Here is a 26,931-nt window from a genome sequence, read left to right on the forward strand (position 1 = left end):
TTATCCAATACTTACGTATTTTTTCCCTTTTTTAATTTCTTGCTTAACAAAAAGTCTGGCCCAATTGTCCACTTCAAGAATATCCTCCAATTCGGGACTCAAATTCAAATTCTCCATATGTGATTCACAAGCTTTACTTATAAATGTTGGAATTTCTTGAAAAGAAATTTTTTCTTTGAGGAATTGTTCAACAGCCATTTCATTAGCAGCATTTAAGACTGCAGGCATAGTCCCAGAAGATTTTCCTGCAGCATAAGCAAGTCCCATGCATGGATATTTAAACTCATCTGGTTCTTTAAAAGTTAATTTTCCAATTTCACTTAGGTTTAATCTTTTCCAATGTGTTTTAAATCTTTCAGGCCAACTCATCGCATATAAAATGGGTAGTTTCATATCTGGCCATCCTAATTGAGCTAATACTGAAGAATCTTCCATCTCAATCATTGAATGAATAATACTTTGAGGGTGGATAACTATTTCGATATTTTCGTAAGAGGTCCCAAATAAATAATGTGCTTCTATAACTTCTAATCCTTTATTCATAAGAGTTGCAGAATCTACAGTTATTTTTTTCCCCATATCCCAATTAGGATGTGAAGTTGCATCTTCCACTGTGACATGCTTTAAATCCTCAACGGCCCAATCTCTGAAAGCACCACCAGAAGCTGTTAAGTGTATGGCTTTTAAACCTTTAGGCATATCTCCTGTTGAAAAATCTGCATTTTCATAATTAGGTAATCCTTGTAGACATTGAAAGATAGCAGAGTGTTCTGAATCAGCAGGTAAAAGCCTACTATTATTTTTCTTTAATGCAGGAATAACAATTGGTCCTGCCGCAATTAAAGTTTCTTTATTAGCAAGTGCAATATTTTTTCCCGCATTAATTGCTGACATTGTTGGAATTAGGCCTGCACAGCCTACTATCCCTGTTATCACAGTATCTGCCTTATCCCATGCTGCAACTGCGTTAATCCCCTGCTTCCCACCTAAAACCAAGGGAGCATCATCCAAATCTAAGTTATTAATATTATCTTTTAAATCTTCTATAAGACTTTCATCCTCAATTGCAACTACTTCTGGTTTATGTGTTTTAACTTGTTCAGTTAATAAATTAATATTTCTTCCTGCAGAAAGAGCTACGGCTTTAAACTTATCAGGCTGCTCACTAGCTATTTCGAGAGTTTGAGTCCCTATTGAACCAGTAGAGCCGAGCACAGTAATGTATTTCAATTTTCTCTGATATTTTTAATATCTTCCCATTTAAAGGTGTATTTAAAAAACAAAAATTTCAAATTGGTTTTTTTCTTAAAATTTAGACCCTTATCCATGTTGTTATTTCCTTTGATTGATCAATAAGTTCAATACCTTTTTCTTTTAACAAATTTCTTATTTCATCGGCCTTCGCAAAATTCTTTTCCATTTTTGCTTTCAATCTTTCATTAATAAGAGATGATATCTCTTCTTCTTTTATCTTACTTTCTTTTACTAAAACTTCTTTTTTAAGACCAAGTACCTCAGTCAACTTTTCAAGAGTTTTAAAATTTTCAAGTAGAAAGAATTTTTGATTTAGGTCTATTTTAAAACCTTCAACCCTTTGAAATTGGTTTAAAAAGTTTTTTAATGGTTTCGCTAAATCATAAATAATTGCAATAGCACCTGCTGTATTGAGGTCATTTCCCAGAGCCTCAGAAAATTTAAGCTTTTTTTGAGATAATTCAAAACTTATTTTCTCTTTATATTCTTCTTCTATAGATTCATCTTTATCAATAGATCTAAAAACACCTTTTGTAAGATCCATAAAAGAAAGGGCTACATTAATATTTTTCCAAGCTTCTGAAGCACTCCTTAAAGCTTCTTCAGTAAAATCAAGTGGTTTTCTATAATTCACTGTCATAATAAAATATCGCAAAGTCATAGGGCTTATACCTGACTTAATTAGTTCTCTGATAGTTGTAAAATTTTTAAGGGATTTACTCATCTTTTGTCCATTTACATTGACCATCCCATTGTGTAACCAATAGTTCGCTAGCTTTTTGCCATTGGCTGCTTCTGATTGGGCGATTTCATTCTCATGATGTGGAAAAATCAAATCAGAACCACCTAAATGGATATCGATAGTATCTCCTAATTCATCTTTAACCATCGCCGAACATTCAATATGCCATCCTGGCCTACCTTTACCCCAGGGCGAATCAAAAAATGGTTCATTATCTTTGGCTTTTTTCCATAGCGCAAAATCTTGCGGATTGAGTTTTTTACTATTTTCCTCATTAACCATTCTTCCTTGCTGATTGATATTTTGTTGTTGTAAATTTTGATTACTTAGCTTTCCATAATTTTTATTTTTGAGAACAGAATAATAAACGTCTCCATCCCTAGAGTATGCATAACCTTTGTCCTCAAGAATTGTTATGAAGGAGCAGATATTGCATATATGATTCGTTGCTCTTGGCATGCTATCCGGACGCATTATCCCTAAAGAATCCATATCTTTATGAAATTCAATGATATTCTTTTCAGAAACTTCCTTCATTGAACTGCTTTCTTCTTTCGCTCTTTTTAAGATCTTGTCATCAATATCTGTAAAATTTTGAACATACTTCACTTTGAAATCGCTGTAAATTAAAAATCTTCTCAATACATCCCAAGCGATATAACTTCTTGCATGACCGAGATGACATAAATCATAAACAGTTACCCCACAACAATAAATTTTTACTACATCATTAATAGGCTTAAAAACCTCAACTTTTTTGCTTAAAGTATTAAAAAGTTTGATCATCTTAAAATAAGTATTTCATAAGGTTTATTTTGTCTCCATCCAATTGTCTCCAATTCCAATATCAACTAAAAGAGGCACATTTAATTTTACACAATCTTCCATAGTCTTCTTTACTAATTTCGTCGTAATTTCCAAAGAATCTTGTTCAACTTCAAACAATAATTCATCATGTACTTGTAAAAGCATTTTTGCTGGAACATTCATTTCTATGAATTTTTTATTTAGTTGAACCATTGCAATTTTAATAATATCTGCACTTGAACCCTGAATTGGAGCATTGGCTGCGGCTCTTAGTGACTGTGCTTCCATGCCTGCTCTTCTTGCGGATTGCAAGTCAATTTCATAAGGATCTTTTCCTATTAGTCTTCCAAGTCCATTTTTATCAAACTTAAATACTCTCTTTCTACCAAAAATTGTTTTTACATAACCTTTTGATAAGGCAAGCCTTTCTTGAAGTTCAAGAAATTTGAAAATTTTTGAATATCTTTCTTTGTATTTTATTAGGAATTCTTTTGCTTCTGGAGTACTTACTCCTGTAGAACGTGCAAACTTTTTAATTCCCATACCATAGATAACTCCGAAATTTATTGTTTTCCCAACTCTCCTCTCATCAGAAGAAATTTTTTCTTTCTCGAAAATTAATCTTGCAGTTAAAGAATGAATATCATCATTTTTATGAAACGCATTAATTAGTATTTCTTCATCCGCTAAGTGAGCAAGTATTCTTAATTCGATCTGAGAATAATCAGCTGATAAAAGTTTCCAATTTTTTTCAGGCAAAAATGCTTTTCTTATTCTCCTACTAAATTCAGTCCTAACCGGGATATTTTGAAGATTAGGATTGCTACTACTTAGTCTCCCAGTCGCTGTGGCCGCTTGATTAAAGTTTGTATGAACTCTTCCTGTCTTTTCGTTGATAAGATTTGGAAGAGCATCAATATAGGTGCTAAGTAATTTGCTAAGAGTTCTGTGTTTTATTAAATGTTGGATTATTTCATGTTCGTCGACTAATCGGTCAAGAACTACTGCATCTGTACTCCATCCTGTTTTTGTTTTCCGTGATTTTTTCTTATCCAAATTTAATTTTTCAAACAAGATATCACCAAGTTGTTTTGGTGAAGATAGATTAAAAAACTCACCTCCTAATTCATAAACTTTACTCTCAATATCTTCTAAGGTACTTTTTAGTTCTTTTGAGAGTTTATCTAAATAAGGAGTGTCGATGGTTATTCCATTCATTTCCATTTGAGACAATACCGGCTCTAAGGGTAGCTCTATTTCTTCGAACAATTTGATTAATTCATTTTCTGTTGAAAATCTTTCTTTAAAAATTTTGACAATTTTAAAAGTTAGAAATACATCATAACCGCAGTAAATACTGGCTTCATCAATATCAACAAATGAAAAGTCTTTGTTTTTTCCAACTGTTTCCTTAAATGAAGGAGGCTTAAATCCAAATAATCTAAAACTAATTTCACTCAACCCATGCTTCTCCTGATTATTTAGAAGATAGTCTGCTAATAAGGTGTCAAAGGTTACGCCTTTAAGATCAAGTCCGTGATTAAAAAATATTTGCCTGTCAAATTTAGAATTTTGGAGTGCTTTTTCCTTTTTTGGATCTTCTATCCAAGTTCTTAGTTTTGAGAAAACATCTTCAATCGATAATTGATTTTGGGTCTCTTTTTTTGTTTGATGACCAAGAGGTATATAAAATAAATCATCAGTTTCTTCTCCGAGACATAGTCCTATCCCAACAAGTTCCGCATCGATTGGATTTAAACTATTAGTCTCTGTATCTAAAGAAACTATCTCATTGGTCTTTTCTAATCTTTGAATTAATTTATCAAGTAATTCAAAATCATTTACAACATTTACTTTGATTTTAGGGATTTTATTTTCACTATTTTCTAATTCGATTTTATTAGAGACCTTTGGATGTTTCTCCTCCTCTTTAGTCACGTTATTTTTGTCAAAACCACCTTTACTAAAAGTTGAATTGAAAATATCAATTTGCCGAAGTAGTGTTGATAATTCAAGTTTTTGTAGTGACTCTGAGAGAAGTTCTTGGTTTATATTTTTTAATTCATAACTATCACTTAATATCAAAGGTACTTCAGTATTTATTTTTGCTAAATCCCTAGAAAGAAAAGCGTTATGCTTATCGTTTCTGAGCTTTTCTATAACCGAACCTTTGATGAATCCTTTATATTTTTTATCATTTTTCTCCTGAATCTTGTCTAAAGTTTGATATATCCCATCAAGTGTATCGTTTTCTTTTAGTAGATTAATTGCAGTTTTTGGACCGACCCCTTTAATACCAGGAATATTATCAGAACTATCCCCAGTTAGAGCTTTAAGATCAACTACTCTTTCTGGCGCAACACCTAATTTTTCTTTAACTCCATTTTCATTCATAAGAGTTGGTTTACCACTTTTTGCATATGGACCACCACCCATATAAAGTACATAAATATCTTTTTGATCATCTACTAATTGAAATAAGTCCCGATCCCCAGAAAGAATATTCACGCACCATCCTTTAGAAGAAGCATCATTTGCAATTGTGCCAAGGAGATCATCTGCTTCGTATCCTGGAGATTTAAAAATTGGTAAATTAAGGCTTTCTTCTAAAATGATTTCTAGTTGTTCAATATCCTGAAAAAAAACGTCAGGTGCTACATCTCTATTAGCCTTATAATTCGGATCTAATTCATGCCTAAAAGTAGGTTTTTCTGTATCAAAAGTAATACAAACACCCTCAGGACTTATATTTTTGCAATTATCCAGAAGGCTTTTTAGAAATCCATATGTGACACTTGTTGGGAATCCCTCTTTAGTAGTTAAACCTCCATCAATACCTTTGCTAAATGCATAGAAGCTTCTAAAAGCAAGTGAGTGGCCATCGACTAAAAGTAAAATTGGTTTTTTAGAGTTTTCTGATTTTAAACTCATTTTCTTTTCTTAGCCCAAGGGGGAATATCAATAAAGATTTGCTCGCCAGCTTCTAATCCATCAATAACTGATGTTTTACTTCCACTACTAATACCAATTTCAATTTTTTCAAATTTGGGAGAATTGTTTTTATCGACTTTCAAAATTCCCTTTTCACCTTTTTCAGTGACAATAGAAACTGTTGGCACTAAGATTTTTTCTTCATTACCTTCGACTCTAAATTCAAGATCAGCAGTCATTCCTATTTTAATTTCTTCAGAAATATCTTTAAAATTTAAAGTTACTTCAAATGATGTTACGTTATTATCTTTTACAGCTCTTGTAGCTATTTTTTTTACTATGGCACTATATTTTTTTGAGGGATAAGCCTCGATTCTTACTGAGGCTTCTTGACCTATTTTTATTCTGCCAATGTCACTCTCAGGAACTTTAGCAACAATTTCTAGGCCCTCTGATAGTTCAAAAATAAAGTTTTTGGTTTTTGAGTCTGAACTTAAGTTTGTACTTGGTGTGACATAAGATCCTATCTCAGCATATTTTGCAGTTATCTTTCCTCCATAAGGAGCTTTAATTAGATAGAAACTTTTTTCAGCTTTTGCATCATTAAGTTTGGCGCTACTAATGTTGTAGTTATTTTTATAACTTTCATAGTCTTCTTTACTTACCGCACCTTCTTGATATAAATATTCCCTTCTTAAAAATTCAGATTTTTGTTTTTCTACATTTAATTCAAGTTCTTCAATTTTATAGATAAAGTCTTCATCATCAAGAGAAGCTAAAACCTGATCTTTGTTTACAAGATCTCCCTCATCTACTTTGATTTCTTTTATTACGCCTTGCTTCCGAGGCCCAATATTGCTTGTCCTTATTGCTTTTACTTCACCACTAGTATTAATTGAATCTGAGAGGATTCCTTTTTCTACTTGAACGACAAAATCAGAAATATCTTTTGACTTATTTTTTTTGAAGGAATTGGTTATAAAAACAAAAAATATAGCTAGAGAAAGCAATATAATTCCACTTCTTACATTTATATTTTTTTTTATTAAATCAAGCATATCTTTTGAAAAACAGGAGTAGATAATATTTAGAAACTAAATAAATAATCAAGACGATTATAATTAACTTATCCAAGATTGGTTAAGTAAATACTATATTACTAGAAGATGTTTTCTTGATAATTTCTCCATAAATTTTTTCAAATGTTAAAAGCAGGTATTATTGGATTACCAAATGTTGGAAAATCAACTTTATTTAATGCACTTGTAGAAAATGCTAAAGCACAAGCGGCTAATTTTCCCTTTTGTACAATAGAACCTAATAAAGGTATAGTTTCTGTCCCAGATCAAAGGTTGCAAGAGTTAGGTGATTTAAGTTCTAGCCAAAATATTATCCCAACAAAAATTGAATTTGTAGATATCGCAGGACTAGTAAAGGGAGCCAGTAAAGGCGAAGGTTTGGGAAATAAATTTTTATCAAATATTAGGGAGGTTGATGCAATAGTGCATGTCGTAAGGTGCTTTGAAGATAGTGATGTAATTCATGTATCCGGAAAGGTAGATCCCTTGGATGATATTGAGATAATTAATTTGGAATTGAATTTAGCTGATTTATCCCAACTACAAAAAAGAAGGGAAAGAATTAAAAAACAGGTTAGAACTAGTAAAGATGCAGCAAAAGAAGATTCTTTATTAGAAAAAATTGAAGAAGAGCTGGAGAAAGGACTTTCAGTTAGATCAATATCTTTGAATGAAGATGAAAATTTTATAATTAAGCAATTAGGATTCCTTACCGCAAAACCAATTATTTATGCAACAAATTTGAATGAAAATGATTTAGCTGAAGGTAATGATTTCTCATCAAAAGTTCAAAGTTTTGCAAGTAATGAAAATACAGAATGTATAAAAATATCAGCACAGGTTGAATCTGAATTAATAGAGTTAGAACCAGAAGATAAAAAAGACTACCTCATGGGATTAGGAGTAGAAGAAGGGGGATTAAGTTCTCTTATTAGATCAACATATAAATTACTTGGATTAAAAACTTATTTCACTACTGGTGAAAAAGAGACAAAGGCTTGGACAATTAAAGATGGGATGACTGCACCACAAGCAGCGGGTGTAATTCATACAGATTTTGAAAAAGGATTTATTAGAGCTCAGACAATTTCATATCAAAATTTAATAGATTCAGGATCGATTGCCAATGCAAAAACCAAAGGATTACTTAGAAGTGAAGGTAAGGAATATGTAGTTAATGAGGGGGATGTTATGGAGTTTTTGTTTAATGTTTAAAAATTACCTGAGACTTAGAATTTGAATTAAAATATTTGAACATAGATATGAGTTAACCAAAAATATGGCTACTATCAACTGTTCAGAGTTACTTGAGGCTATAAGTATAGGGGAAAAATCCACTTATTTACCTGCAGTGATTTTTGATGAAAGTTCGTTGTCATATTCAAGTAGAAGTTTATCTGGAAGAGGTTTAGTTGAAATTAATAACGAACAATATTGGGCAAGTTTTATTTGTTACGGTAAATTCAGTTTCAGCTCTATTTCCTCTTATGAAAAATCAAAAGTAACCTCTTTTTATTTAACAATTGATGGATTAGGTGGATATAGTGTAAGAGATATAAGCCTTAAGGTAAGGGATTTTCTCAATGATCCATACGATTTTGAGGATCTATTACTCAGTAAAGAAGATTATATAACTGGTAGTAATTATGATGACTTTATCGATTCAAAAGGTGGTAATGATGAGATAATTGGAGGAAATGGTGATGATTATTTAAAAGGTGGATCTGGTAAAGATAAACTTTATGGGGATGCGGGCGAAGACATTTTATTTGGCGGATCAAGTGCCGATAAACTTTATGGCGGGGATGATGCAGATAAACTTTATGGAGGTTCTAGTGCCGACAAACTTTATGGACAAGAAGGTGATGATTATCTAAAAGGACATTCTGGCAACGATAGACTTTCTGGAGGTGATGGTGATGATCGTCTAAAAGGTGGTACTGGGGCCGATAAACTTTATGGTGGTTCTGGAGTAGATGAATTACTTGGAGAGAGTGGAGATGATTACCTAAAAGGCCATTCTGGAAATGATACTCTTTGGGGAGGTACTGGTAAAGATTGGCTAAGAGGTGGAGAAGATAATGACATTCTTTATGGAGAATCTAGTGCTGACAAACTTTATGGAGAAGATGGTGACGATTATTTAGATGGAGGTTCTAGTGCCGACAAACTTTATGGAGGTGCAGGAGCAGACATTTTATTTGGCAGATCTAGTGCCGACGAACTTTATGGAGGGGATGATGCAGATAAACTTTATGGAGGTTCTAGTGCCGACAAACTTTATGGAGAAGGAGGCGATGATTATCTAAAAGGACATTCTGGCAAAGATAGACTTTCTGGCGGTGATGGTGATGATCATCTAAAAGGTGGCACTGGGGCTGATACTCTTTCTGGCGGAGATGGTAATGATTATTTAGAAGGTGAAAGTAGTAAAGATAAACTTTATGGAGGTAAGGGTAATGATGATCTATATGGAGGAACAAGTGACGATAAACTTTATGGCGGTGCTGGGTCTGATCTGTTAGAAGGAGAAGATGGAGATGATTACCTTAAAGGACATTCTGGAGTTGATTATCTATATGGTGGAGAAGATGATGATTACCTAAGAGGCGGAGATGATGGGGATTATTTATATGGAGAGAGTGGTGATGATTTATTAAAAGGAGAAGATGGAGACGATATTCTTGTTGGAGGTTTAGGTAAAGATGATTTATATGGTGGTAGTGGAAATGATGTATTTAAATTAACGGCAGGAAGTGGTTACGACAGAATCAGAGATTTTGAAGAAGGAGATAAAGTAAATTTAAATGGTATTGATAATAATCAAATCGGAGTCTTTGATAGTGGCAAGAATCTAAAAGTTTATTTAGATCAAGAGAAAAGCGATTTGCTGGCGATAGTTTATGGCTACAATTTATCGGATTTAAATGGTGTAGGAATAACAGATATTCTTGTTTAAATTAAAGATGGATCAATATCTGATTTTATTTTTTAAAGGTTTTAAAAACTTAAATTTCTTTCAAAGAATCTGATTTATCTTTAAAAGTTCCTAATAATAATTTCAAATAACTTACTCTTCTTAGTTTTATATTTGCCTTTAGAGACATACCTACTTGCAAAGGTAGTGTACGACCATTTTTTAATTTTAGAGTTTGACTATCAAGTTTTATTCTTCCTGGAAAATAAAGCCCCAATTGATCTGAATTATTATTCGATTCAAGCACATCAGATCCTATAGATTCTATTTCACCTTTTAATGATCCAAAATCATTTGCAGGGAAAGAATCAATACTAATTTCTACAGGCATACCTAATTTTACAAATCCAATTTTACTGCTTGGAATTTTAACATCAGCCTCTAAATTATTAAAAGGTACAATTTTCATAATAGGTTCACTAGATTGTGCAACAAATCCTGATATTGTAGGTTTTAAATCGAAAACTAATCCTTCAACTGGTGCTCTTAAAGATTTGTATCCAAGAAGAACTCTTGCTTCTGTGTTCCTTGCGAGAAGTTCTGATAATTCTGAATCAATAACTTTTATTTGTTGATCTAGAATTAATGACTGTCTTTGTAAATCGTTCTGATTATCAATTATTTTTCCTGATATTTCGTTTTCTCTGTTTATCTCTTCGAGATACCTCAATTCAGGAACAGCTCCTTCTTCTAAAAGAGATTCAAACTTTGCAAGAATATTTCTTTGAATATTTAATCTTTTTTGCAATATATTAATTCGCTCTAGATAAAGTTCAGTTGTTTTATTCTTTTCTTCTTTTTTAAGTTCTAATTGGATATTTTTTTGATAAAGTTGGTCTTCTAGTGATTTGAGATTTTGTTGTGATATTTCTTTGTCTAGAACTATTAAAATCTGGCCTTTAGAAACTTTATCACCAGCTTTAACTGAGATCTCTTTAATAACACCTCCGACTGGAATTTGTATCTTTTTTACATCTCCGATAGGTTCTAATTTGCCATTAACTAATACAACTTCATCAGTATAGGCAAATATGAGCCAAGTTATTGCAAAACCTGTGGAAGTGATTAAACCCCAAGTTAATGTCCTTATGAAAAAATTACTTTGCTTAAGAAAGTTTTGATCTAACTTTAAGGATGGAAAACTTCTCTCAACCTTATCTTGAAGATTTCTAAGAAATGATATAAATATTTTACGCTTGCTCAAATTAGTTATCTCCCTGTTGTCTATATAGTGCATAGTATCTGCCTTTCTTATCAATTAATTCTTCGTGTGTGCCTACTTCATCTATCATCCCTTGATGCATCATTATTATTAAATTCGCTTTTTTTACATTGGAAAGTCTATGTGTAATAAAAAAAACAGTACATTCGTCCAGACTATTAGATAAATTATCACATACTTTTCTTTCACTTTCATAATCAAGAGCGCTAGTGGCTTCATCTAAAATTAGAATTCTTGGTTTGCTTAATAGAGTTCTTGCAATAGTGATTCTTTGGCGTTGGCCACCACTTAGAGAACTTCCCCTTTCCCTTACTTCAGTACTATATCCATTTGGAAGTTCCATTATAAAATCGTGAGCATTGGCCAATTTTGCTACATTTATTATTTCCTCTTCGCTAATCTCAGAATTTGTAAGAGATATATTTTCTCTAATTGTCCCTCTAAATAGTAAGGAGTCTTGCGGGACTATTCCAATTTGTTTTCTTAATGAATCTAGTTCAACTTTTTGAATATCATATCCATCAATTAAAATCTTTCCTTCATTAGGTATATATAATCTTGGCAAAAGTTTCATCAAGGTACTTTTGCCACTACCGCTTTGGCCAACTATTCCTACTAATCTTTTAGAATCAATAGAAATATTAATGTTATTTAAAATAGGTTTGCTTTCTTTAAAGAAATTAAATTTAACTCTTTCAAAAACTATTGATCCTTTTATTTTTGGGATTGAAATTTTACTTTTTTCAAGATCATTATTTTCTTTTGGAGTATCTATTACATCAGCTAATCTATCGAAACTTACTTTTAATTCTTGTATATCCTGCCATATAGTTGAAAGTCTTAAAATAGGTTGGGTTACATATCCAGAAATAATTCTAAATGCAATAAGTTGTCCTAAAGTTAAAGATCCATTTAATACCATTCTGGCACCCACCCATAGGACAAATAATTGAGAAATCTTTTGTAAAACTTGACTTGTTTGTACTAAGGTTGTCCCTGTGATAGTTTTTTCGAAATTACGATTAATATATTTACTATAAAGTTCCTGCCATTTCCATCTAGTTTTGATCTCTACATTTTGAGATTTAACAGTCTCTATTCCATTAAGCACCTCTACTAGGTGGCTCTCTGTCTTAGCATTTGCTTCTGCTACTCCTCTAAATTGTCTTCTAAATAGTGGGGCTCCAACTAATGTTATAAAAATCTGAATTGGCAAAACAAGTAACGAAATTAAAGTAAGGCTTATGCTATAAAGCAGCATTACTAAAATATAAATAACTGAAAATGTTGCATCTAAAATTGTTGTAAAAGCTTGTCCAGTTAGAAAATTACGAATTTTTTCAAGCTCACTAACCCTAGAAGAAAGTTCTCCAGTTGGACGCATCTGGAAATAATATAAAGGCAAACCTAAAAGATGATCTATAACTTCAGAGGCAAGTTTTTGATCAATTCTATTGGTGGTTTCCGATAAAAGAAATGTTTTTAAAGCTGAAAGAATACCCTCTAATAGAGTCACTACAAGAAGTGCAAAACCAAGTACTTGAAGAGTATCGAGACTCCTTTGCGAAATAACTTTATCAATAATTACCTGAATTAATAATGGATTTGCCAAAGTGAAAAGTTGTACCACAAAACTGGCTACTAAAACTTGAATGAGAACGCCCTTATATTTTTTAATTGCAGGTAAAAACCAGCTAGGTCCAAAAGACTTATTTTGAGTAATATTTGTTCTTTCTAAAAGAAGAATTTCAATATCCTCAGTAAAAAAATTTTTAATTTCAGATGAACTAATTTTTATATATCCTTCATTTGGAGTTGCAAGTTTAATTCCTTTTTGATTGCTATTTATAATTATCGCAAATGTGTTTTTCCATTTTATTAATGCTGGAGTTTTTATATTTGTAATAAAAGTGGGATCTAATTTTGCAATACTTACTTGGAGGGCGTGATAAGAGCCAATCTTTGCACATAGTTGTAGAGATATAAAATTGTTTTCCTCGTAAAACTCTTTTAAAACTTTTTCTACAGAATCCTTTCTAAATGGAAAATCCATTAAATTAGAGAGCATTTTAAAACATGCAAGTGTTCCATCAATTGGTCCTTCGCCTCTAACTAAAATATTCTCATCTTCATCAAAATCATTAAAAGCACTTACCGGCGGTAATTTATTTGAATTAGTTTGAGATATGAAATTTTCTTTTGATATATCTTCTTTTTCAGAAGAATTTTTATCTTCTTCGTAGTCAAAATCAATATAGTAATCTGGTATTGAAATGATCCTTAAAGAAAAATTGTTTTTAGTATTTTTAATTGTCCTAAATTGATTTGTAGAAACAATTTCTATTCCTTCTTCAAATGTACTTTTAAATGAGCTAAGAAATATTCTTTTTTTATTTTTAAGAGCTTTTTGAATTCCTGTTAAATTACTTGGGATGATTTCAACTTCTTTATAAATTTTTTCATAAATTTTTTGTATTCCGCCTTTTTTAATTTTTTTATTCTCTAAAAATCTTTTGGTAAAAAATATTAATTCTGGATCCCAAATTTTTTTATCACAGAATTTCCTAAAATTTAAATTTTTTTTGTAAAGACTTAAAAATTTTTCATCAGAAATACCCAAGGAAATTAATTCTTCAGAGGCTCTTACCTCTTCACAAGACTTTCCCTTTAGAAGAGAAGCTATACCAATTAAATCATTGGGTAATAATTTTTTAAGAGTAGTATCTAAGCCATCAAAATTTGTTATTAATCTAGCTTTTCCTTTTTTTATAAAATAAATTTTTCCTGGTAAATATTTTTCAGTACTAATAATTTGACCAATTGAAAATTTAAACTCTTCGCCATATTCTTCAAAAATATTTCTTATGAAGTCTAATTCCTTATAATTTTTTGCTTCTATCATTTTTAAGTCTATCTATAAATTTCTAAAATTATTTTTTATAAGTTCGTTAACTTTATCATGGACAAAAATTTCACATAATTCAAGTGCCATTTGCTTAGAAGTATTTTGATCAAGACTTGCCTCTCTCTTTTCCAATAACTTTATTATCAACCACCAATTATCAATTTGAAAAGGTTTAATTAAATTTCCAATACCATAGTTTCTTAATTTTTCCCTTATTACAGGGTGTAAGCCAACTGAATTTTTTGGGCCAACAATACCTTCAGGGAATATCTTTTTATCTAGCGAATATTTTCTAGATAACTCGAAGAAATCAGATTCTCCGTTTTCTAATTGAAAATAAATTTCATGGGCTAAATCACTATCCTTTACCCGAATTGCATTATATTTATATAAATCAAGTTCATCCTTTCTCTTAAGAAAGTGATTTTCAATTTTAACTTCAAGTACATTTTTAGATAATTTTTCTATTTTCAAAGGTAAGCTTATTTGATAATCTAAATCTTTTTCATTTATTCCATTAAATAAAAGAAATTCATTCAATTGAGAACTGTCTTTTATATTTTTTTCTTTATAAAAATTACTTTTTGCATTTTCAAGTTGTTTTTTTTCTATGGAAATATTTTTAGTTATTTCATTAACAACAAGTTCTTTTATATAAATTCTGAGTAAATTTCCTTTCCTTAATTGATCAAATGATGGAGAAGAAAAATCATAGTCCAAATCTTGGATAGCAAAATTAAATATTTTATCCATAAAAAATTAAATATTTAATCAAAAATAAAATTTATAATTTATTTCAAAAAGAAAAATGAAATATATTTTTAATATTACATTCTCAAAGGAAAGTTAACTAGTAATTTATTTTAAGTTTCTATGTCTTAAATAAGATGACCAAATTAAATATGGATCAATATCTGATTTTTTTTTAATAAATAAGAACATCTTGTCTACAATATTTATTATTCATAATTCATTAATTAAAGAAGTGAATAGCATATCTTTCTTTAAAAATTAATTAAGATCAATATAAGATACTTTATAGTCTTTTATTAAAAACTTCCTAAAGATAACTAAACTTATATGTGCATAAAATGTGGATATTACTTCAAAGACTATGACCATTCGGTAGATCTTTCTGATAATTTAACTAGTTCCGTACTTGGAACTAATCAAGATCTAGCAAATTTTTTAACAAGAGGTTTTTGGGAAAATAGCGGGACAGTATCAAGAAAATTTAACCTTTCTGAAAATGGTTTAAACCCTAAAGATGGAACTATCACATATAACACCGTTGGTAATAGTTTTGATGCTGATGGGATATCGACAGAAAGATCCTTCTTGGTCAATGAAGCTTTTAAACTTCTTGAAGTTACAATGGGTTTTGATTTTCAAGAAACAGATCTTCAAGCAGATATAAATTTTGGAGATAAATATATTAATAGCGCTTTTGCCTATGCTGACGGAAGAAGTTATTCTTCAGGATTGGATTTTGTAAATATAAACATTGGTGCAAACTGGAATAGAAGTGAAAGTAATTTTGGAGATTATACTTTTCAAACAATATTACATGAAATAGGTCACTCCCTAGGCCTAGGGCATCAGGGTTTATATAACGGTTCAGAAAGGTACTTTCAAAATTCTCTTTTCAGGAACGATAGTTGGCAATCGTCAATTATGTCTTATTTTTCGCAGACGCAAAATACATCAATCGACTCAAGTTTTACATATCTATCTACCTATATGAGTGTAGATTGGATTGCTTTAGATAATATTTATTCTTCAGAAGGTATTTCTACTGAAAATGCTTTTTTAGGAGATACTACTTTCGGTTTCAATACCAATATTTCTTTATCGACAAGTGCTATTTATGCAGAGATGAGTAATTGGATAGATCAAACTTCATATACTTTGGTAGATGGTTCAGGCATTGATACAGTTGATTTCAGTGGTTTTATATCTGATCAATTAATTGATTTAAGAGAAACCGATCTCAACTCCAATACTTTATATGCATCTAATATTGGAGGTAAGATTGGGAACTTAACTATTGCTTCTGGAACAACAATCGAAAATGCTATTGGTGGTAATGGATCAGATTTAATCAATGGTAATAGTTCTGATAATCAAATATTTGGTAATGATGGTGATGATGTAATTAATAGCGGCAAAGGTGACGACATTATTGATGGTGGATCTGGGTATGATGTCGCGATCTTTTCTTCAATAAAAAGTAACTACGCCATAACAGAAACAAATGATAATAAATACCAAATTATTGATAATAAGGGTAATGACGGGACTGACATTTTTGAAAATATAGAAGTACTAAGATTTACTGACCAAGATTTTGATTTTGCCAATTTTATTTCAGAAGATATTACAACTAAAGAACCTTTAACTATTTCAGGTACTAATAAAAATGATATTCTTGTTGGAACAAATTTTAAAGATATTATTAGAGGTTTAAAAGGAAAGGATAAGCTTTACGGGAAAGAAGGCGATGATGAAATATATGGTAATTCTGGTAAAGATAAATTGTATGGGGAAATTGGTGATGATTATTTAGAAGGTGGCAGTAGTAAAGATAAACTTTATGGAGGCAGTGGCCAAGATATTTTATTTGGAGGATCTAGTGCAGATAAACTTTATGGAGGTGATGATAATGACAAACTTTATGGAGGGTCCAGTTCAGATAAACTTTATGGACAAAGTGGTGATGACTATATAAAAGGACATTCTGGAAATGACAAACTTTATGGCAGTACTGGTAATGATATTCTCTGGGGAGGGGTAGGCAAAAATGATTTATATGGTGGAAGTGGAAATGATATTTTTAAATTAAATGCAGGTAAGGGTTATGACAGAATAAGAGACTTTAAAAAAGGAGAAGATAAAATTGATATCTCAGATTTTGATTTAGAATCTCTAAGAATTGTTGATACTGGTAAACATACAAGGGTGTATAAAGGCTCCAAAGATTTATTAGCAATTATCTATAATGAGGACGAAATTTCTTTATCAGATAATTCTTATCTTATTTAGTAAATCTTGGACTTTGATATTTGACAAAATTGATTGCAAAAAATTATCAGTAAATTAAAAAAAAGTCTTCTTTATTTTTTGTATGACATCATGTCTGCGAATCAATTGTTATCTTGTATGGAGGTAAAAAAGTAGCATTTTTTTATTAGGATAAAAAAATTTTTAATTAACGATGGAATATTTAGAGTAAATATATTTTTAATTATTAAAATAAAATTAATCAGTTATGGATTCGTATATAACTCTCATCAACATTCTAACTCCATCATCATTTTTTAATTTCTCGTAGGATGGCATTCCTGATTTATTAAATTCTCTTAGATCATCAAGCAATTCAGGATGAAATTGGAAAGTAAAAGATCTTCTTTTGTGCTGGGTTTCATAATCTGTATAGTTAATACAAGTAGCTGAAACTTCAGTGCATAACTTACCTTCAGCACTTGTAGAGCATACAATTTCAATTGAATCAGGTAAGTTTAAAAGCCAAGAATATTCAGAAACTGAAATGATCTTTCTTATTGGTGCAATTGCTTTTTGAAGTAATCCATATGCCCAATTTGAAAACAATATTGCTTCTTCATTTACCTCATCACTATGAAACATAACAATATTTAAATCTTTCTCAAAAGTCACTGATTGTTCAACTATTCCAATATTTTGTTCACTTGTTACCTCATGATGTAAAAGTAATTTAGAAAAATCTTTACTTGGGTGAATACCATTATGCGAATAATGTAATAATTCAACTTTACCAACTTCAGGTACTTCATTTAAAGCAACTGCGAAACAAGGATCATCCCAACCTTTAGCAACCTCTTTTGCAGGTATATCGTCTGAAGTATCATCGTCTTTATATATAGATAAATTTTCTCCAGTATTTATTATTTCCTTACATGTAACTAATAGATTTTCATAATGATATGAAGAATCTATTATCTCTGGTTTTAATGAATTTAATATTTCACTTGTAGCCTTTTTAATAAGTTTTATATGAGCTTGCGCTGCCAATTGATGCCCAAGACATATAAAAATTGATGGAGCAGTTTTTAGTCCTCTTGATAGTAATAATTCTTCAGTGAATTCTTGTAATTCATTTAGTGTTATATTTAAATCTTCAAAACTTTTGTGATCCTTGACTGTAGGATGACCACCTTCGACAAATACTGCTAATGAATTTTTTAGTAATTCAATTAATAATTCTTTTTTAAGTTTTCCTGTTTTCCAGAGAGGTATAAGTATTGAGTCGCAGTCTGCTATGTATTGACATAAAGAAGAAATATTACTTGAAGCTCTTACATCTTCCCCAATTAAATTTTTTCCAACATGGTCAGCTGGCTCGATAATGCAGACTGAATTTTTATAAATTGCAGGATTTTTTAGAATTTCTTTAATATCATCATTATTTTCTATAACTCTTTCAAAAGGTTCACCACTACTCCAAGAATTTTTTGTCAGTTCTTTTGATTTAGCTTCGTGTAATTTTTTTAGAAGACTTGAAGAAGTTCTATCATTTATAAAGTCTCCTAATAAAGTTTGTATAGAAGAAAAATCTGAAGAACCTGGCCTAAAGAAACCAGGTTTGGTTCTTGATAATTTCACAACTTTGTTTTCTTTATTCTAAATCTATACAGAATAAAATTTTTAAACCATTTATTATGGTAATAATGGATACTAAAAATTTCTTTTTAAAAAATCAATTCTAAATTTTAGATGGTATTTGATTAAAACTTTTTAAGTTGAGATGATAAATAAAACCCAAATCATTTTGCAAATAATATGAAGTGTTTGATCAATAAGCAAATTAAACTTACCCATGCATTTCAAATAATCAATATAGAAATGAATTATTGCCTCAGCAAAAGCTAAGTATGAATTACCAGTTACAAAAAAAACAATTAATCCATGAAGAGATACATGACCTGTCATCCACCAGGACCAGTTAATATTAATTTTTGAATTATTATTTGGACATTTATTTATTGCGACAGTATCAGTTTGTATAGCAAAATCAGCTACAAAATGACCTAAAACTAAGGGTACAAGTTTTTCTAGGAAATACATTAACTATAAATTAATAAAAAAAGTCTATTTAAAAATTGATTGTGAAGCTTGAAAATATGCCATCTCCTAACATCCAGTTATTCCATATTCCAGAGTTATCCTTAGTATTAATAAATTTGTAAAAACCTAATTCATAAATTTTATTGGAATTTATAGATCTTAACAAAATCCCACCAGATCCTGCAGAATCATCTGTAGATATATTATTTACTTTTGTATTTACTTCGCCATATCCCAAGAAAGGAACTAATTGAAAAGCATTAACCCCCTTTTGATAGGGTGTAAAAACAGCTTCAATTGTTTGTTGCCATCCACTATCTCCACTTGTCAGACTACTAGGCAATCCTTTGAGACCTGAAGACCCTCCTAATGAAAAGCTCATACCACTAGTTAAGGGATTTAGAGCTAATTGTGCTGAAGATGATAAGTTCAATCCAATTCCTGGCTTTAATGTCCATGAAAAATTAATATTAGATCCTATTGCCTTTGATTCTCCTGGATATATTCCGTTAAGGGCAAAATCATCCAATTGTATATCTTTACTAAAAAATGCTAATCCTTGGTTACCAAAAAAACTTCCACTCCAAGATTTATTATTTTTAATTTTAGTGAAATTTATACCAGCCTTTATAGAACCAGTGTTAACAAATCCATCTGTATTTGCTCCAGTGACTAAAGGAGTTAATACCCCTCCAAAAAAACTTTCAGTTTTGCCATTGCTTAGACTTGCAAATGTACTTAAGGTCCCATTCTCATTATTCATTATTGCTCTATCAAGTTGAAAGTTGAATTGCAAAGCATCAAATCTCAAACTTTTTAAATCCCCATCAAATTCAACCATGTCACTACGGCTGTATGCGAATGAATTTGTAAGATTTAATTTTTGATTAATAGGAAGCACATAAGTCGATGAATAAAGTTGAGAACCTACTTCTACATCTTGGTCAGTATTTAATTCAATCATTCCAATATACATATCATTCTTTGTAAAAATATCTGTTTTAACGAAAGTACCAATATTTCGAAATTGTCCCGTTCCAGGACTACCATCATTTCTAATATTTATTTGTCTTTGCCAATCAGATGGCATATAAGTTGCATTTATTTTGACAATTGCTTTTGTCGGATCACTACCTAATCTTCCAATATCTCCAGAAATTTGTCCTACATTTTTTATCTCTTTAGCTTCTGAAATTTTTGCTTGTAGAGTGGGTTGATGTAGGATTTGTCCATTTAAATCCTTAAGCTTTTCATATACTTTTTGTTGGATGACTTTATTACTACTTCTTATTTTTAATTCAACAATTTTACCCATGATCACATCAAGAGTTCCATTTTTGCCTTCAAGCAATGTATAGACTCTGCTATTTGTATAACCATCACTTATTAGTTGGGCATTTAACTTTGCTGCGCATGAATTTAATGTTTCTTCCCTACTCGTCTTCTTACACGAGGTAAGTAATCTATTAATTTTACTAGAAGAATATGGTATCTCGCCTTGGATTCTTGGCAGCCACTTTGAAATATACTTATCAAGCAAATCGCTATCAAGATTATAATTTTTTAAATTATTATCTTTATCTTCAATCTTTGTTTTTGATTTTTTATCTTCTTTTAATTCAAAGGGTGATTTAAGAGGTAAATCTATATTATTTGGTTCATAGGATAACAATATAGGTAAGAAAAACATAATTTAAAATTTTTATTGTTTAAAACTTAATGTTTTATTTTTCACACCCTTTAACAATGGTTTACCCTAAGTTATTAACATAATAGTTAAATAATGAATAAATTATTAGTTATTTCTTGAATTTGGAATAAATGCCTTTAAATAGAAAAATTAAATATATTTTTATTTCTATCTACTTAACTTGGTTTTCTTTTTTTTCAAATAATTCCAAAGCAGAAATAAATTTAAATCAAATTAATGATACAAAAACAATAATAAATAAATCTGATCTTCAAAGTTGCACTATTGGATCATGCAATATTTATGGAGGAACTAAATCTGGAAAAAATCTTTTTCACAAATTTCATTCTTTTGACACCAGAGGTGAAATTAAAGAAGTTAATTTCTTTAACAAAAAACAAAAAAATATTATTGTTGGAGTTTCTTCAAGCAAAGGAACTTTTATAAATAAGCCTATACAATTTGAAAATAAAGCTAATCTTTTTTGGGTTTCTCCATATGGATTAAAAATTGAAAAAGGAGCAAATTTTGTTAATGCAAAAAATTTAAATTTTTCTACTTCTGATTCATTACGTTTCTCAGGAAATATTTTTAATGTTTTCAAAGATAATAAATACCACCTAAAAGATTTCAGTTCAGAACCTAGTTTTATTAATAATCCAATTAGTAAAGGTAATAATTATGATTTATCTAAAATAGAAATCTCTGGCACTAATATTGTTGCTGATGAAAAGTTATATTTTGATTCTCCAAATGGCTCAGTAAAAATAGATAATTCAAAATTAAAAACCTCTTCTATCAATAATGGTGAAATAACAATTACAGGCAAAAATGTTTTTCTCAAAGGAAATACGCACTTGGTAAGTTCGGGAGAAAAAGTTGGAGGATTAATACAAATTGGAGGTAGCTGGCAAAATTCCAATAAACAAATAAGTCAATCTAATAAAACTATCGTTGAAGATAAAGCTGTTATTGATGTGTCTAGCAAAAATGGAGATGGCGGAATTATAGTTATTTGGAGTGATATAAACAATAAAAAAGGTTTAACCAGAGTCAAGGGTACATTAATTAGTAACGGAAATAAAGCAGGAAGTATTGAAACTTCTGGTGCAAATTTAGATGTAAAAGATATAAAACTTAGCCTTAAAAATAAAGATGGTGATGAGGGTTTATGGCTATTAGATCCATTTGATTTCGTAATTAATAAATCTACTAAAATAAGTATTGAAGAGGCCCTAAATAATGGCACAAACGTAATAATTACAACTTCCAATAAGTTGAATTTTGATTTATCCCCTGTGGAAGATCAAATTACTTTTTTTAAAAATTATTCTGATGATAGAGACAGTGAGGACGGTGATATAAAAGTTTTAAGTAATATAAATTTCTCGAAAGGCCAAGGAACTTTAAATTTACTTGCTGATGATGAAATTGAAGTTAAAGCAGATATTGTTTCTGGTCCAGGAGGCCTGCTTATTAGAGCTCCAGGTGGGATAAAAGGTAAAGGTTCAATTTCTATAAATCCACTTAAAAAAGAATTTATTGAAAATGAAAATAATCCAGATAAATTATCAAATTTTCTTCTTATTGATCAAAGTGATGATTCACAATTTGCAGGAGAAATTATTGGTAATAAATCATCAAAAATTTATAAGAACGGCCAAGGAGAATTATCCCTTTCTAATAAATTAAAAGATTTTAAAGGTCCTGTTATTTATGGTTCAAATGCAGGATTAATAATTTCTTTACAAGCGCAATTAGAGGAAAAATTGAGTGGAACAGAATTTGTCCCTCCAAAAATTGTAATTAAAACTCCAGCAGTTTCTCCTGTTAGTTCACCAGCAACAGGGGGCGGAGGAAATGCTGGAGGCGGGGGATCAAGGATTGCAATGTCTTCTTCAGGTTCATCTTCCTCTTCAACAGGGGGAGGCTCTTCTTCCTCAGGAGGTAGCTCTTCATCTGAAAGTTCATCTTCTTCCACTTCTAGTTCTGAGAGTAATTCAAGTTCTAGTACTGAAAATAGTAATTCTGATTCTTCTTCTGAAAGTTCATCTTCTTCTGAAGAAAGTTCAACAAGTGAAAGTTCATCTGAAGAAAGTTCCTCTGAAGAAAGTTCCTCTGAAGAAAGTTCCTCTGAAGAAGAATCTGAAAAGTCCGATAAGGGGAATTCAAGTAAATCTAATAAAAATGCTAATACTGTTGATAGAAAAAAAAGACCAGAAATTAAAATTACAGCATCACAATCTCTTGCAGGTATTTCAAATATTATTGAACTCAAAAGGAGAAGTATCATTGAGAATTTAAATAAATCTCAATTAGGTTCTTCTGATAGAGCTATTAATTTATTAAATCTTGGAAGCTCATTTCAAAGTAAATCAAAATCAACTACTGATTTACTTCAAGCAATAATTAATGCTAGAGAAAAAATTCGTACTAAAGATAATATTTCAAGACATATAGATAATAAAAATCTTATTGCTTTTTTAGGTAACTCAAATTTACAAAATTCTGATTATATTTTTGAAAATCAAAAATATAATCCAGCAATAATAGATATTAGATTTACAAATGCAAAAGGTAAAACTATAAATAAAGATGCAGATGCTTTTTTAGATATAACAGTTATTTCCGCTAATGGAAATGTATCAGGTAAAAGGGTTGAATTATTGACTAAGACATTCGCGAAAAACTTAAGATCTTTATATTCTCAATTATCTCGTCAGGAAGATCTAAAGGTTGAAAGCGAGAGCTCTCCATCAAGGCTTTTGTATGAAACTATAATAAAAAGCGTTGAAAAAATATTGGATAAAGAGGAAATAACGACTCTGCTTATTTCTGCTGATAGAGGTTTGCAAGCAATACCTTTTGCAGCTCTAAATGATGGTAAAAAGTATTTTGGTGAAAAATATGCTTTTTCTATAACTCCATCTTTATCCCTAACAAATTTAGATATATCTAACAATAAAGATAAAAAAATATTAGCCATAGGAGCATCTCAATTTAAAGAATTAGCTCCTCTTCCTTTAGTAAATCAAGAATTGAATAATATTAGTAATCCTATTAATAAAGATATTTTTGTTAATAAAGAGTTCACTCCAGAAAGTTTTTTTGAGAAAGCTATACAGGAAAAATATAGTAAAATTCATATTGCTACTCATGCTGAATTTAAACCAGGAGGACCTAAATCTTCACAATTATTTTCTGGAACTAATCCAATTAGTTTAGATAAGTTTTCAATTTTGAGGAAAGGAAGAATTGATAACCCACTTGATTTAATTGTATTAAGTGCTTGTAGAACAGCAGTTGGTGATCAAGAAACGGAATTAGGTTTTAGTGGTCTCGCTCTTCAGTCAGGGAGCAAAAGTGCTATTGGAACTTTATGGTACGTAGATGATGTTATGACCTCCGCATATTTCATTCAGATGTACAATTTTCTTGATCAGGGAATACCAAAAGCAGAAGCGATGCAAATGACAAGAAAGGCGTTTATTCAAGAAAAAATAAGATTAGAAAATGATTCTCTTATTGGCATTGATGATAAAATACTTCTATCTGATTTAAATAATTCACAAAAAAGAATAGTTAGAAATGGCTTAAGTAATGCTTTCTTTTGGGCTGGCATTCAACTAATGGGCTCTCCTTGGTAAGTCCTGCGTCACATTATTTTGGAAACTTAAAAATGAAAAATTTATTAATTCCATTTTTTTTCTTAACGACTATCATTTCCCCTACAAATTTGTTTTCACAAGATCAAATAAATATTGGTTCAGCATTCCCTGGAAGGAGATTAGGAGGAGGAACTCGAGGAGAATGTAGTGCAAGAAAAATAATGCATTTAGTTCCTGAAAATAATATTCTCTTTCATAATTCCAAAGGACAAATTGCTTTAATAATAGGACCTTCAAGTTCTCCAAAGGATGTCAAAATTGCTTTTAAACCATATTCTTCTCCAGACGGAACCTATAACGGCCCTCCTCCAGAAATTGATGACCTATTTATTTCGAATTCATCAGAAAAAATAATATTTTTAAATATTCCAAAGAAGCAATTCCCTTTTACTTGGGAGTCAGCATTTGAATGTAGTGATGATAATGAAGATAGTTTTGATGGCTTTGGGTTTAATTTCATACAAGATAATTCTCCACCTGCAATATCATTAATCGCTCCAGAATCATTTGAGAAGAGTAACAATAGTGAAGATAAAATTTCATGGTTGTCAAAATATTGTGGTAAAAATATTTCTCAACAAGAACTTAATAAAAAATTTAAAATTAATGAGTTATTTGATGAAAGTTGGTCGGAAGAGATTTCCGTTGATTGTCCAATTTTTTAATAATAAAAAATTTATGTCTATAAAAAATGTTTAAAAATTTTTTAAAAAAAATAATAGATAGTTCTTTTTATATTTTTGCTTTAGGTGGATGTACTTTTATTGGTTTAAGTGGAGTTTCTCAAAATATAGACTTATTAATTTTTGATAGTCTAAAAACTAGATTTCCTAAAAAATATTTATACGATTCACCATCGGTAGTAGTTGGAGTTTCTGAAAGTGATATAGAGAAATATGGTTGGCCAATTGATGATAAATATCTTTTAAATACAATTCAAAAACTAGATAAAGCAGATTCTTCAGCAATAGTTCTAGATTTATATAGAAATGTAGGAGTTGGAAAAGGAGCTAAATCATTGGCTAATTATTCCATATCAAATAAAAAAGTAATTAGTATTTTCAATGTTGCAGAAGGAATCTCATCAATACCTGATTTCCCCTTAGAAAGAATTGCTTTTAATGATATGCCAATAGATATAGATAACGTTGTTAGAAGAGATTTAGTGGGTGTTAATAGAAGAAAATTTAAATTAGGAAAAGAGTTTGTAAGTGTGCCTATGAGAATGTTAGAAATACATCAATCCTTGAATAAAAAGATTTTTAATTTAGATGAAAAATTTTATAAAAATGAAATTTCTGTAATCCAAAATTATTCGGGAGGATATACCAATGTTGATTCAAATGGTTTTCAGATATTTATAAATTATCCCGAAAAAAACTATATTCCTGTATACAGTTTGAGTGAAATCTTAGAAGATAAAATTTCTATAGAAAAATTAAAAAATAAGATGGTTGTTATAGGTGCCACTGCACCTTCTTTAAAAGATGTTTTTGCTATACCCTCAAGCAGATTTGAAACAGATAGTAAAAGCCTATTAATAAGTGGTGCTGAAATTCACGCCCATAGGGCTAATCAATTACTAGCACTTCAAAATGATTTACCACTAAAAATAAAAACAATAAATCCTTTTTTTGAGCTTATAGGGATTATCTTTTTTGTTTTTCTTTTAAGTATTTTTATAGAAAAAACAAAGAAAATAAGTATTGGATTAATTGTATTTGTATCAGCTTTAGGATTTTTATCTTTAGCTGTTTATTTAGCATTCATAAGTGGATATTGGATTGAATTTGCAATGCCTGTAATTGGAGCAATAACTTTTTCAAGTGTATCTTGGCTTAAAAAAGCATCTGAACAGCAGAAGCAAAAAGCTTTAATGCAAAAGTTATTAGGTCAAACAACATCTCCAGAAGTAGCCAAGGAATTATGGAATCAGAAAGATTCTTTACTAGAAAATGGAAGATTTCCTGGAACTGAACTTCCAGTGACAATATTATTTAGCGACACAGTAAGTTTTAGTTCTGTTTCAGAGAATATGAATCCTACTGAATTATTGGATTGGTTAAATCGAGGTATGGAAAAATTTGTAAAGATTATTTCTGAAAATGGTGGCATGGTAAATAAATTCACAGGTGATGGTTTTCTTGCTGTATTTGGTGCTCCGGTTAAAAAAAATTATGAGCAATCATCTAATGAAGCAATTAAAACTGCAATGGAAATTAGAAATGCCATTGAAAAACTTAAGGATGATTTAGAGGCTGAGGGACTACCTTTAATAAAATTACGAATTGGAATTCATAGTGGGAAAATTATTACAGGATCAATGGGAGGTTCTGAAAAAATTGAGTATGCTCTGATTGGCGATAGTGTAAACGTTGCTGCAAGGTTGGAATCTTTGAATAAAGATAATATGAAAAATAATTGTAGAATTTTAGTTTCTAAAGAAAGTCTTAATTACGCTAATGGTTCAGAATATAAGTTAGAGGAGTGGGGACCTTGTAAAGTAAAAGGTAGAGAAAGTTTAGTAGAAGTTTTTGAGATACTTTAGAGAAA

16 protein-coding genes are annotated in these 26,931 nt (G+C 30.3%); 6 read left to right on the forward strand and 10 right to left on the reverse strand.

Translation table 11 applies throughout. The annotated features are described in order from the left end of the window. The 4 genes from EV02_RS00405 to EV02_RS00390 form a co-directional block, all read right to left on the reverse strand. Positions 1 to 1,230 (reverse strand): 1-deoxy-D-xylulose-5-phosphate reductoisomerase, encoded by a 1,230-nt coding sequence (locus tag EV02_RS00405; protein WP_032520353.1) that lies wholly within the window; start codon positions 1,228 to 1,230, stop codon positions 1 to 3. An 82-nt stretch (positions 1,231 to 1,312) separates the two neighbouring features. Further along, positions 1,313 to 2,782, reverse strand: a complete 1,470-nt coding sequence (cysS, locus tag EV02_RS00400; protein WP_032520354.1) for a cysteine--tRNA ligase — start codon at positions 2,780 to 2,782, stop codon at positions 1,313 to 1,315. Positions 2,783 to 2,806: 24 nt separating this feature from the next. Beyond that, a complete protein-coding gene (gene polA / locus EV02_RS00395; RefSeq protein ID WP_032520355.1) occupies positions 2,807 to 5,734 on the reverse strand; it encodes a DNA polymerase I in 2,928 nt (975 codons plus the stop codon). Continuing rightward, positions 5,731 to 6,792, reverse strand: coding sequence for an efflux RND transporter periplasmic adaptor subunit (locus EV02_RS00390; RefSeq protein ID WP_032520356.1), 1,062 nt, complete (start codon positions 6,790 to 6,792; stop codon positions 5,731 to 5,733). The genes polA and EV02_RS00390 overlap by 4 nt, the downstream gene beginning before the upstream one ends. A gap of 144 nt (positions 6,793 to 6,936) precedes the next feature. Here EV02_RS00390 and ychF point away from each other — a divergent pair, with 144 nt between their 5' ends. Both ychF and EV02_RS0108970 read left to right on the forward strand, forming a co-directional pair. Further along, the gene (gene ychF, locus EV02_RS00385; protein ID WP_032520357.1) at positions 6,937 to 8,028 is read left to right on the forward strand and encodes a redox-regulated ATPase YchF; all 1,092 of its coding nucleotides are present in this window, start codon (positions 6,937 to 6,939) and stop codon (positions 8,026 to 8,028) included. Between the two features lie 64 nt (positions 8,029 to 8,092). Then, on the forward strand, positions 8,093 to 9,772 hold the full coding sequence (locus EV02_RS0108970; RefSeq protein WP_052043496.1) for a calcium-binding protein: 1,680 nt from the start codon (positions 8,093 to 8,095) through the stop codon (positions 9,770 to 9,772). A gap of 49 nt (positions 9,773 to 9,821) precedes the next feature. Here EV02_RS0108970 and EV02_RS00380 read toward each other — a convergent pair whose 3' ends face one another. The 3 genes from EV02_RS00380 to EV02_RS00370 are packed head-to-tail and all read right to left on the reverse strand — an operon-like array spanning position 9,822 to position 14,670. Beyond that, complete coding sequence (locus tag EV02_RS00380) at positions 9,822 to 10,994, reverse strand: HlyD family secretion protein (protein WP_241433720.1); 1,173 nt, start codon at positions 10,992 to 10,994, stop codon at positions 9,822 to 9,824. Position 10,995: 1 nt separating this feature from the next. Continuing rightward, the gene (locus EV02_RS00375) at positions 10,996 to 13,914 is read right to left on the reverse strand and encodes an ABC transporter transmembrane domain-containing protein (RefSeq protein WP_052043497.1); all 2,919 of its coding nucleotides are present in this window, start codon (positions 13,912 to 13,914) and stop codon (positions 10,996 to 10,998) included. A gap of 12 nt (positions 13,915 to 13,926) precedes the next feature. Next, positions 13,927 to 14,670: a peptidylprolyl isomerase gene (locus EV02_RS00370; protein ID WP_032520358.1), complete on the reverse strand. Its 744-nt coding sequence runs from the start codon at positions 14,668 to 14,670 to the stop codon at positions 13,927 to 13,929. Between the two features lie 327 nt (positions 14,671 to 14,997). Between EV02_RS00370 and EV02_RS09120 the strand changes: the two genes are divergently transcribed. Next, complete coding sequence (locus EV02_RS09120) at positions 14,998 to 16,959, forward strand: M10 family metallopeptidase C-terminal domain-containing protein (RefSeq protein ID WP_052043498.1); 1,962 nt, start codon at positions 14,998 to 15,000, stop codon at positions 16,957 to 16,959. A gap of 216 nt (positions 16,960 to 17,175) precedes the next feature. Here EV02_RS09120 and EV02_RS00365 read toward each other — a convergent pair whose 3' ends face one another. From EV02_RS00365 to EV02_RS00355, 3 genes are all read right to left on the reverse strand, one after another. Next, positions 17,176 to 18,558, reverse strand: a complete 1,383-nt coding sequence (locus tag EV02_RS00365) for a hypothetical protein (protein ID WP_032520359.1) — start codon at positions 18,556 to 18,558, stop codon at positions 17,176 to 17,178. A gap of 132 nt (positions 18,559 to 18,690) precedes the next feature. Further along, entirely contained in the window at positions 18,691 to 19,020 is a 330-nt protein-coding gene (locus tag EV02_RS00360; protein ID WP_032520360.1) for a DUF3307 domain-containing protein, read from the reverse strand. A gap of 28 nt (positions 19,021 to 19,048) precedes the next feature. After that, positions 19,049 to 20,710, reverse strand: a complete 1,662-nt coding sequence (locus tag EV02_RS00355) for a ShlB/FhaC/HecB family hemolysin secretion/activation protein (RefSeq protein ID WP_032520361.1) — start codon at positions 20,708 to 20,710, stop codon at positions 19,049 to 19,051. A gap of 131 nt (positions 20,711 to 20,841) precedes the next feature. On the opposite strand from EV02_RS00355, the gene EV02_RS00350 reads away from it, so the two are divergent. Genes EV02_RS00350 through EV02_RS00340 form a run of 3 tightly spaced genes read left to right on the forward strand, consistent with a single transcriptional unit; the run spans position 20,842 to position 26,926 of the window. Beyond that, on the forward strand, positions 20,842 to 24,357 hold the full coding sequence (locus EV02_RS00350; protein ID WP_032520362.1) for a CHAT domain-containing protein: 3,516 nt from the start codon (positions 20,842 to 20,844) through the stop codon (positions 24,355 to 24,357). A 32-nt stretch (positions 24,358 to 24,389) separates the two neighbouring features. Then, positions 24,390 to 25,043, forward strand: coding sequence for a hypothetical protein (locus EV02_RS00345; protein ID WP_152556891.1), 654 nt, complete (start codon positions 24,390 to 24,392; stop codon positions 25,041 to 25,043). 26 nt (positions 25,044 to 25,069) lie between these two features. Beyond that, positions 25,070 to 26,926 (forward strand): CHASE2 domain-containing protein, encoded by a 1,857-nt coding sequence (locus tag EV02_RS00340; protein ID WP_032520364.1) that lies wholly within the window; start codon positions 25,070 to 25,072, stop codon positions 26,924 to 26,926. Positions 26,927 to 26,931 lie beyond the last annotated feature (5 nt).

Origin of the sequence: Prochlorococcus marinus str. SB, assembly GCF_000760115.1 — a bacterium.
GTDB lineage: Bacteria > Cyanobacteriota > Cyanobacteriia > PCC-6307 > Cyanobiaceae > Prochlorococcus_A > Prochlorococcus_A marinus_D.

Coding starts and splice junctions, on each gene's coding strand:
- EV02_RS0108970 (WP_052043496.1), top strand. CDS start 8,093: ATGGCTACTATCAACTGTTCAGAGTTACTTGAGGCTATAAGTATAGGG.
- polA (WP_032520355.1), bottom strand. CDS start 5,734: ATGAGTTTAAAATCAGAAAACTCTAAAAAACCAATTTTACTTTTAGTC.
- EV02_RS00360 (WP_032520360.1), bottom strand. CDS start 19,020: ATGTATTTCCTAGAAAAACTTGTACCCTTAGTTTTAGGTCATTTTGTA.
- EV02_RS00350 (WP_032520362.1), top strand. CDS start 20,842: ATGCCTTTAAATAGAAAAATTAAATATATTTTTATTTCTATCTACTTA.
- ychF (WP_032520357.1), top strand. CDS start 6,937: ATGTTAAAAGCAGGTATTATTGGATTACCAAATGTTGGAAAATCAACT.
- EV02_RS00375 (WP_052043497.1), bottom strand. CDS start 13,914: ATGATAGAAGCAAAAAATTATAAGGAATTAGACTTCATAAGAAATATT.
- EV02_RS00340 (WP_032520364.1), top strand. CDS start 25,070: ATGTTTAAAAATTTTTTAAAAAAAATAATAGATAGTTCTTTTTATATT.
- EV02_RS00345 (WP_152556891.1), top strand. CDS start 24,390: ATGAAAAATTTATTAATTCCATTTTTTTTCTTAACGACTATCATTTCC.
- EV02_RS00390 (WP_032520356.1), bottom strand. CDS start 6,792: ATGCTTGATTTAATAAAAAAAAATATAAATGTAAGAAGTGGAATTATA.
- cysS (WP_032520354.1), bottom strand. CDS start 2,782: ATGATCAAACTTTTTAATACTTTAAGCAAAAAAGTTGAGGTTTTTAAG.
- EV02_RS09120 (WP_052043498.1), top strand. CDS start 14,998: ATGTGCATAAAATGTGGATATTACTTCAAAGACTATGACCATTCGGTA.
- EV02_RS00370 (WP_032520358.1), bottom strand. CDS start 14,670: ATGGATAAAATATTTAATTTTGCTATCCAAGATTTGGACTATGATTTT.
- EV02_RS00355 (WP_032520361.1), bottom strand. CDS start 20,710: ATGTTTTTCTTACCTATATTGTTATCCTATGAACCAAATAATATAGAT.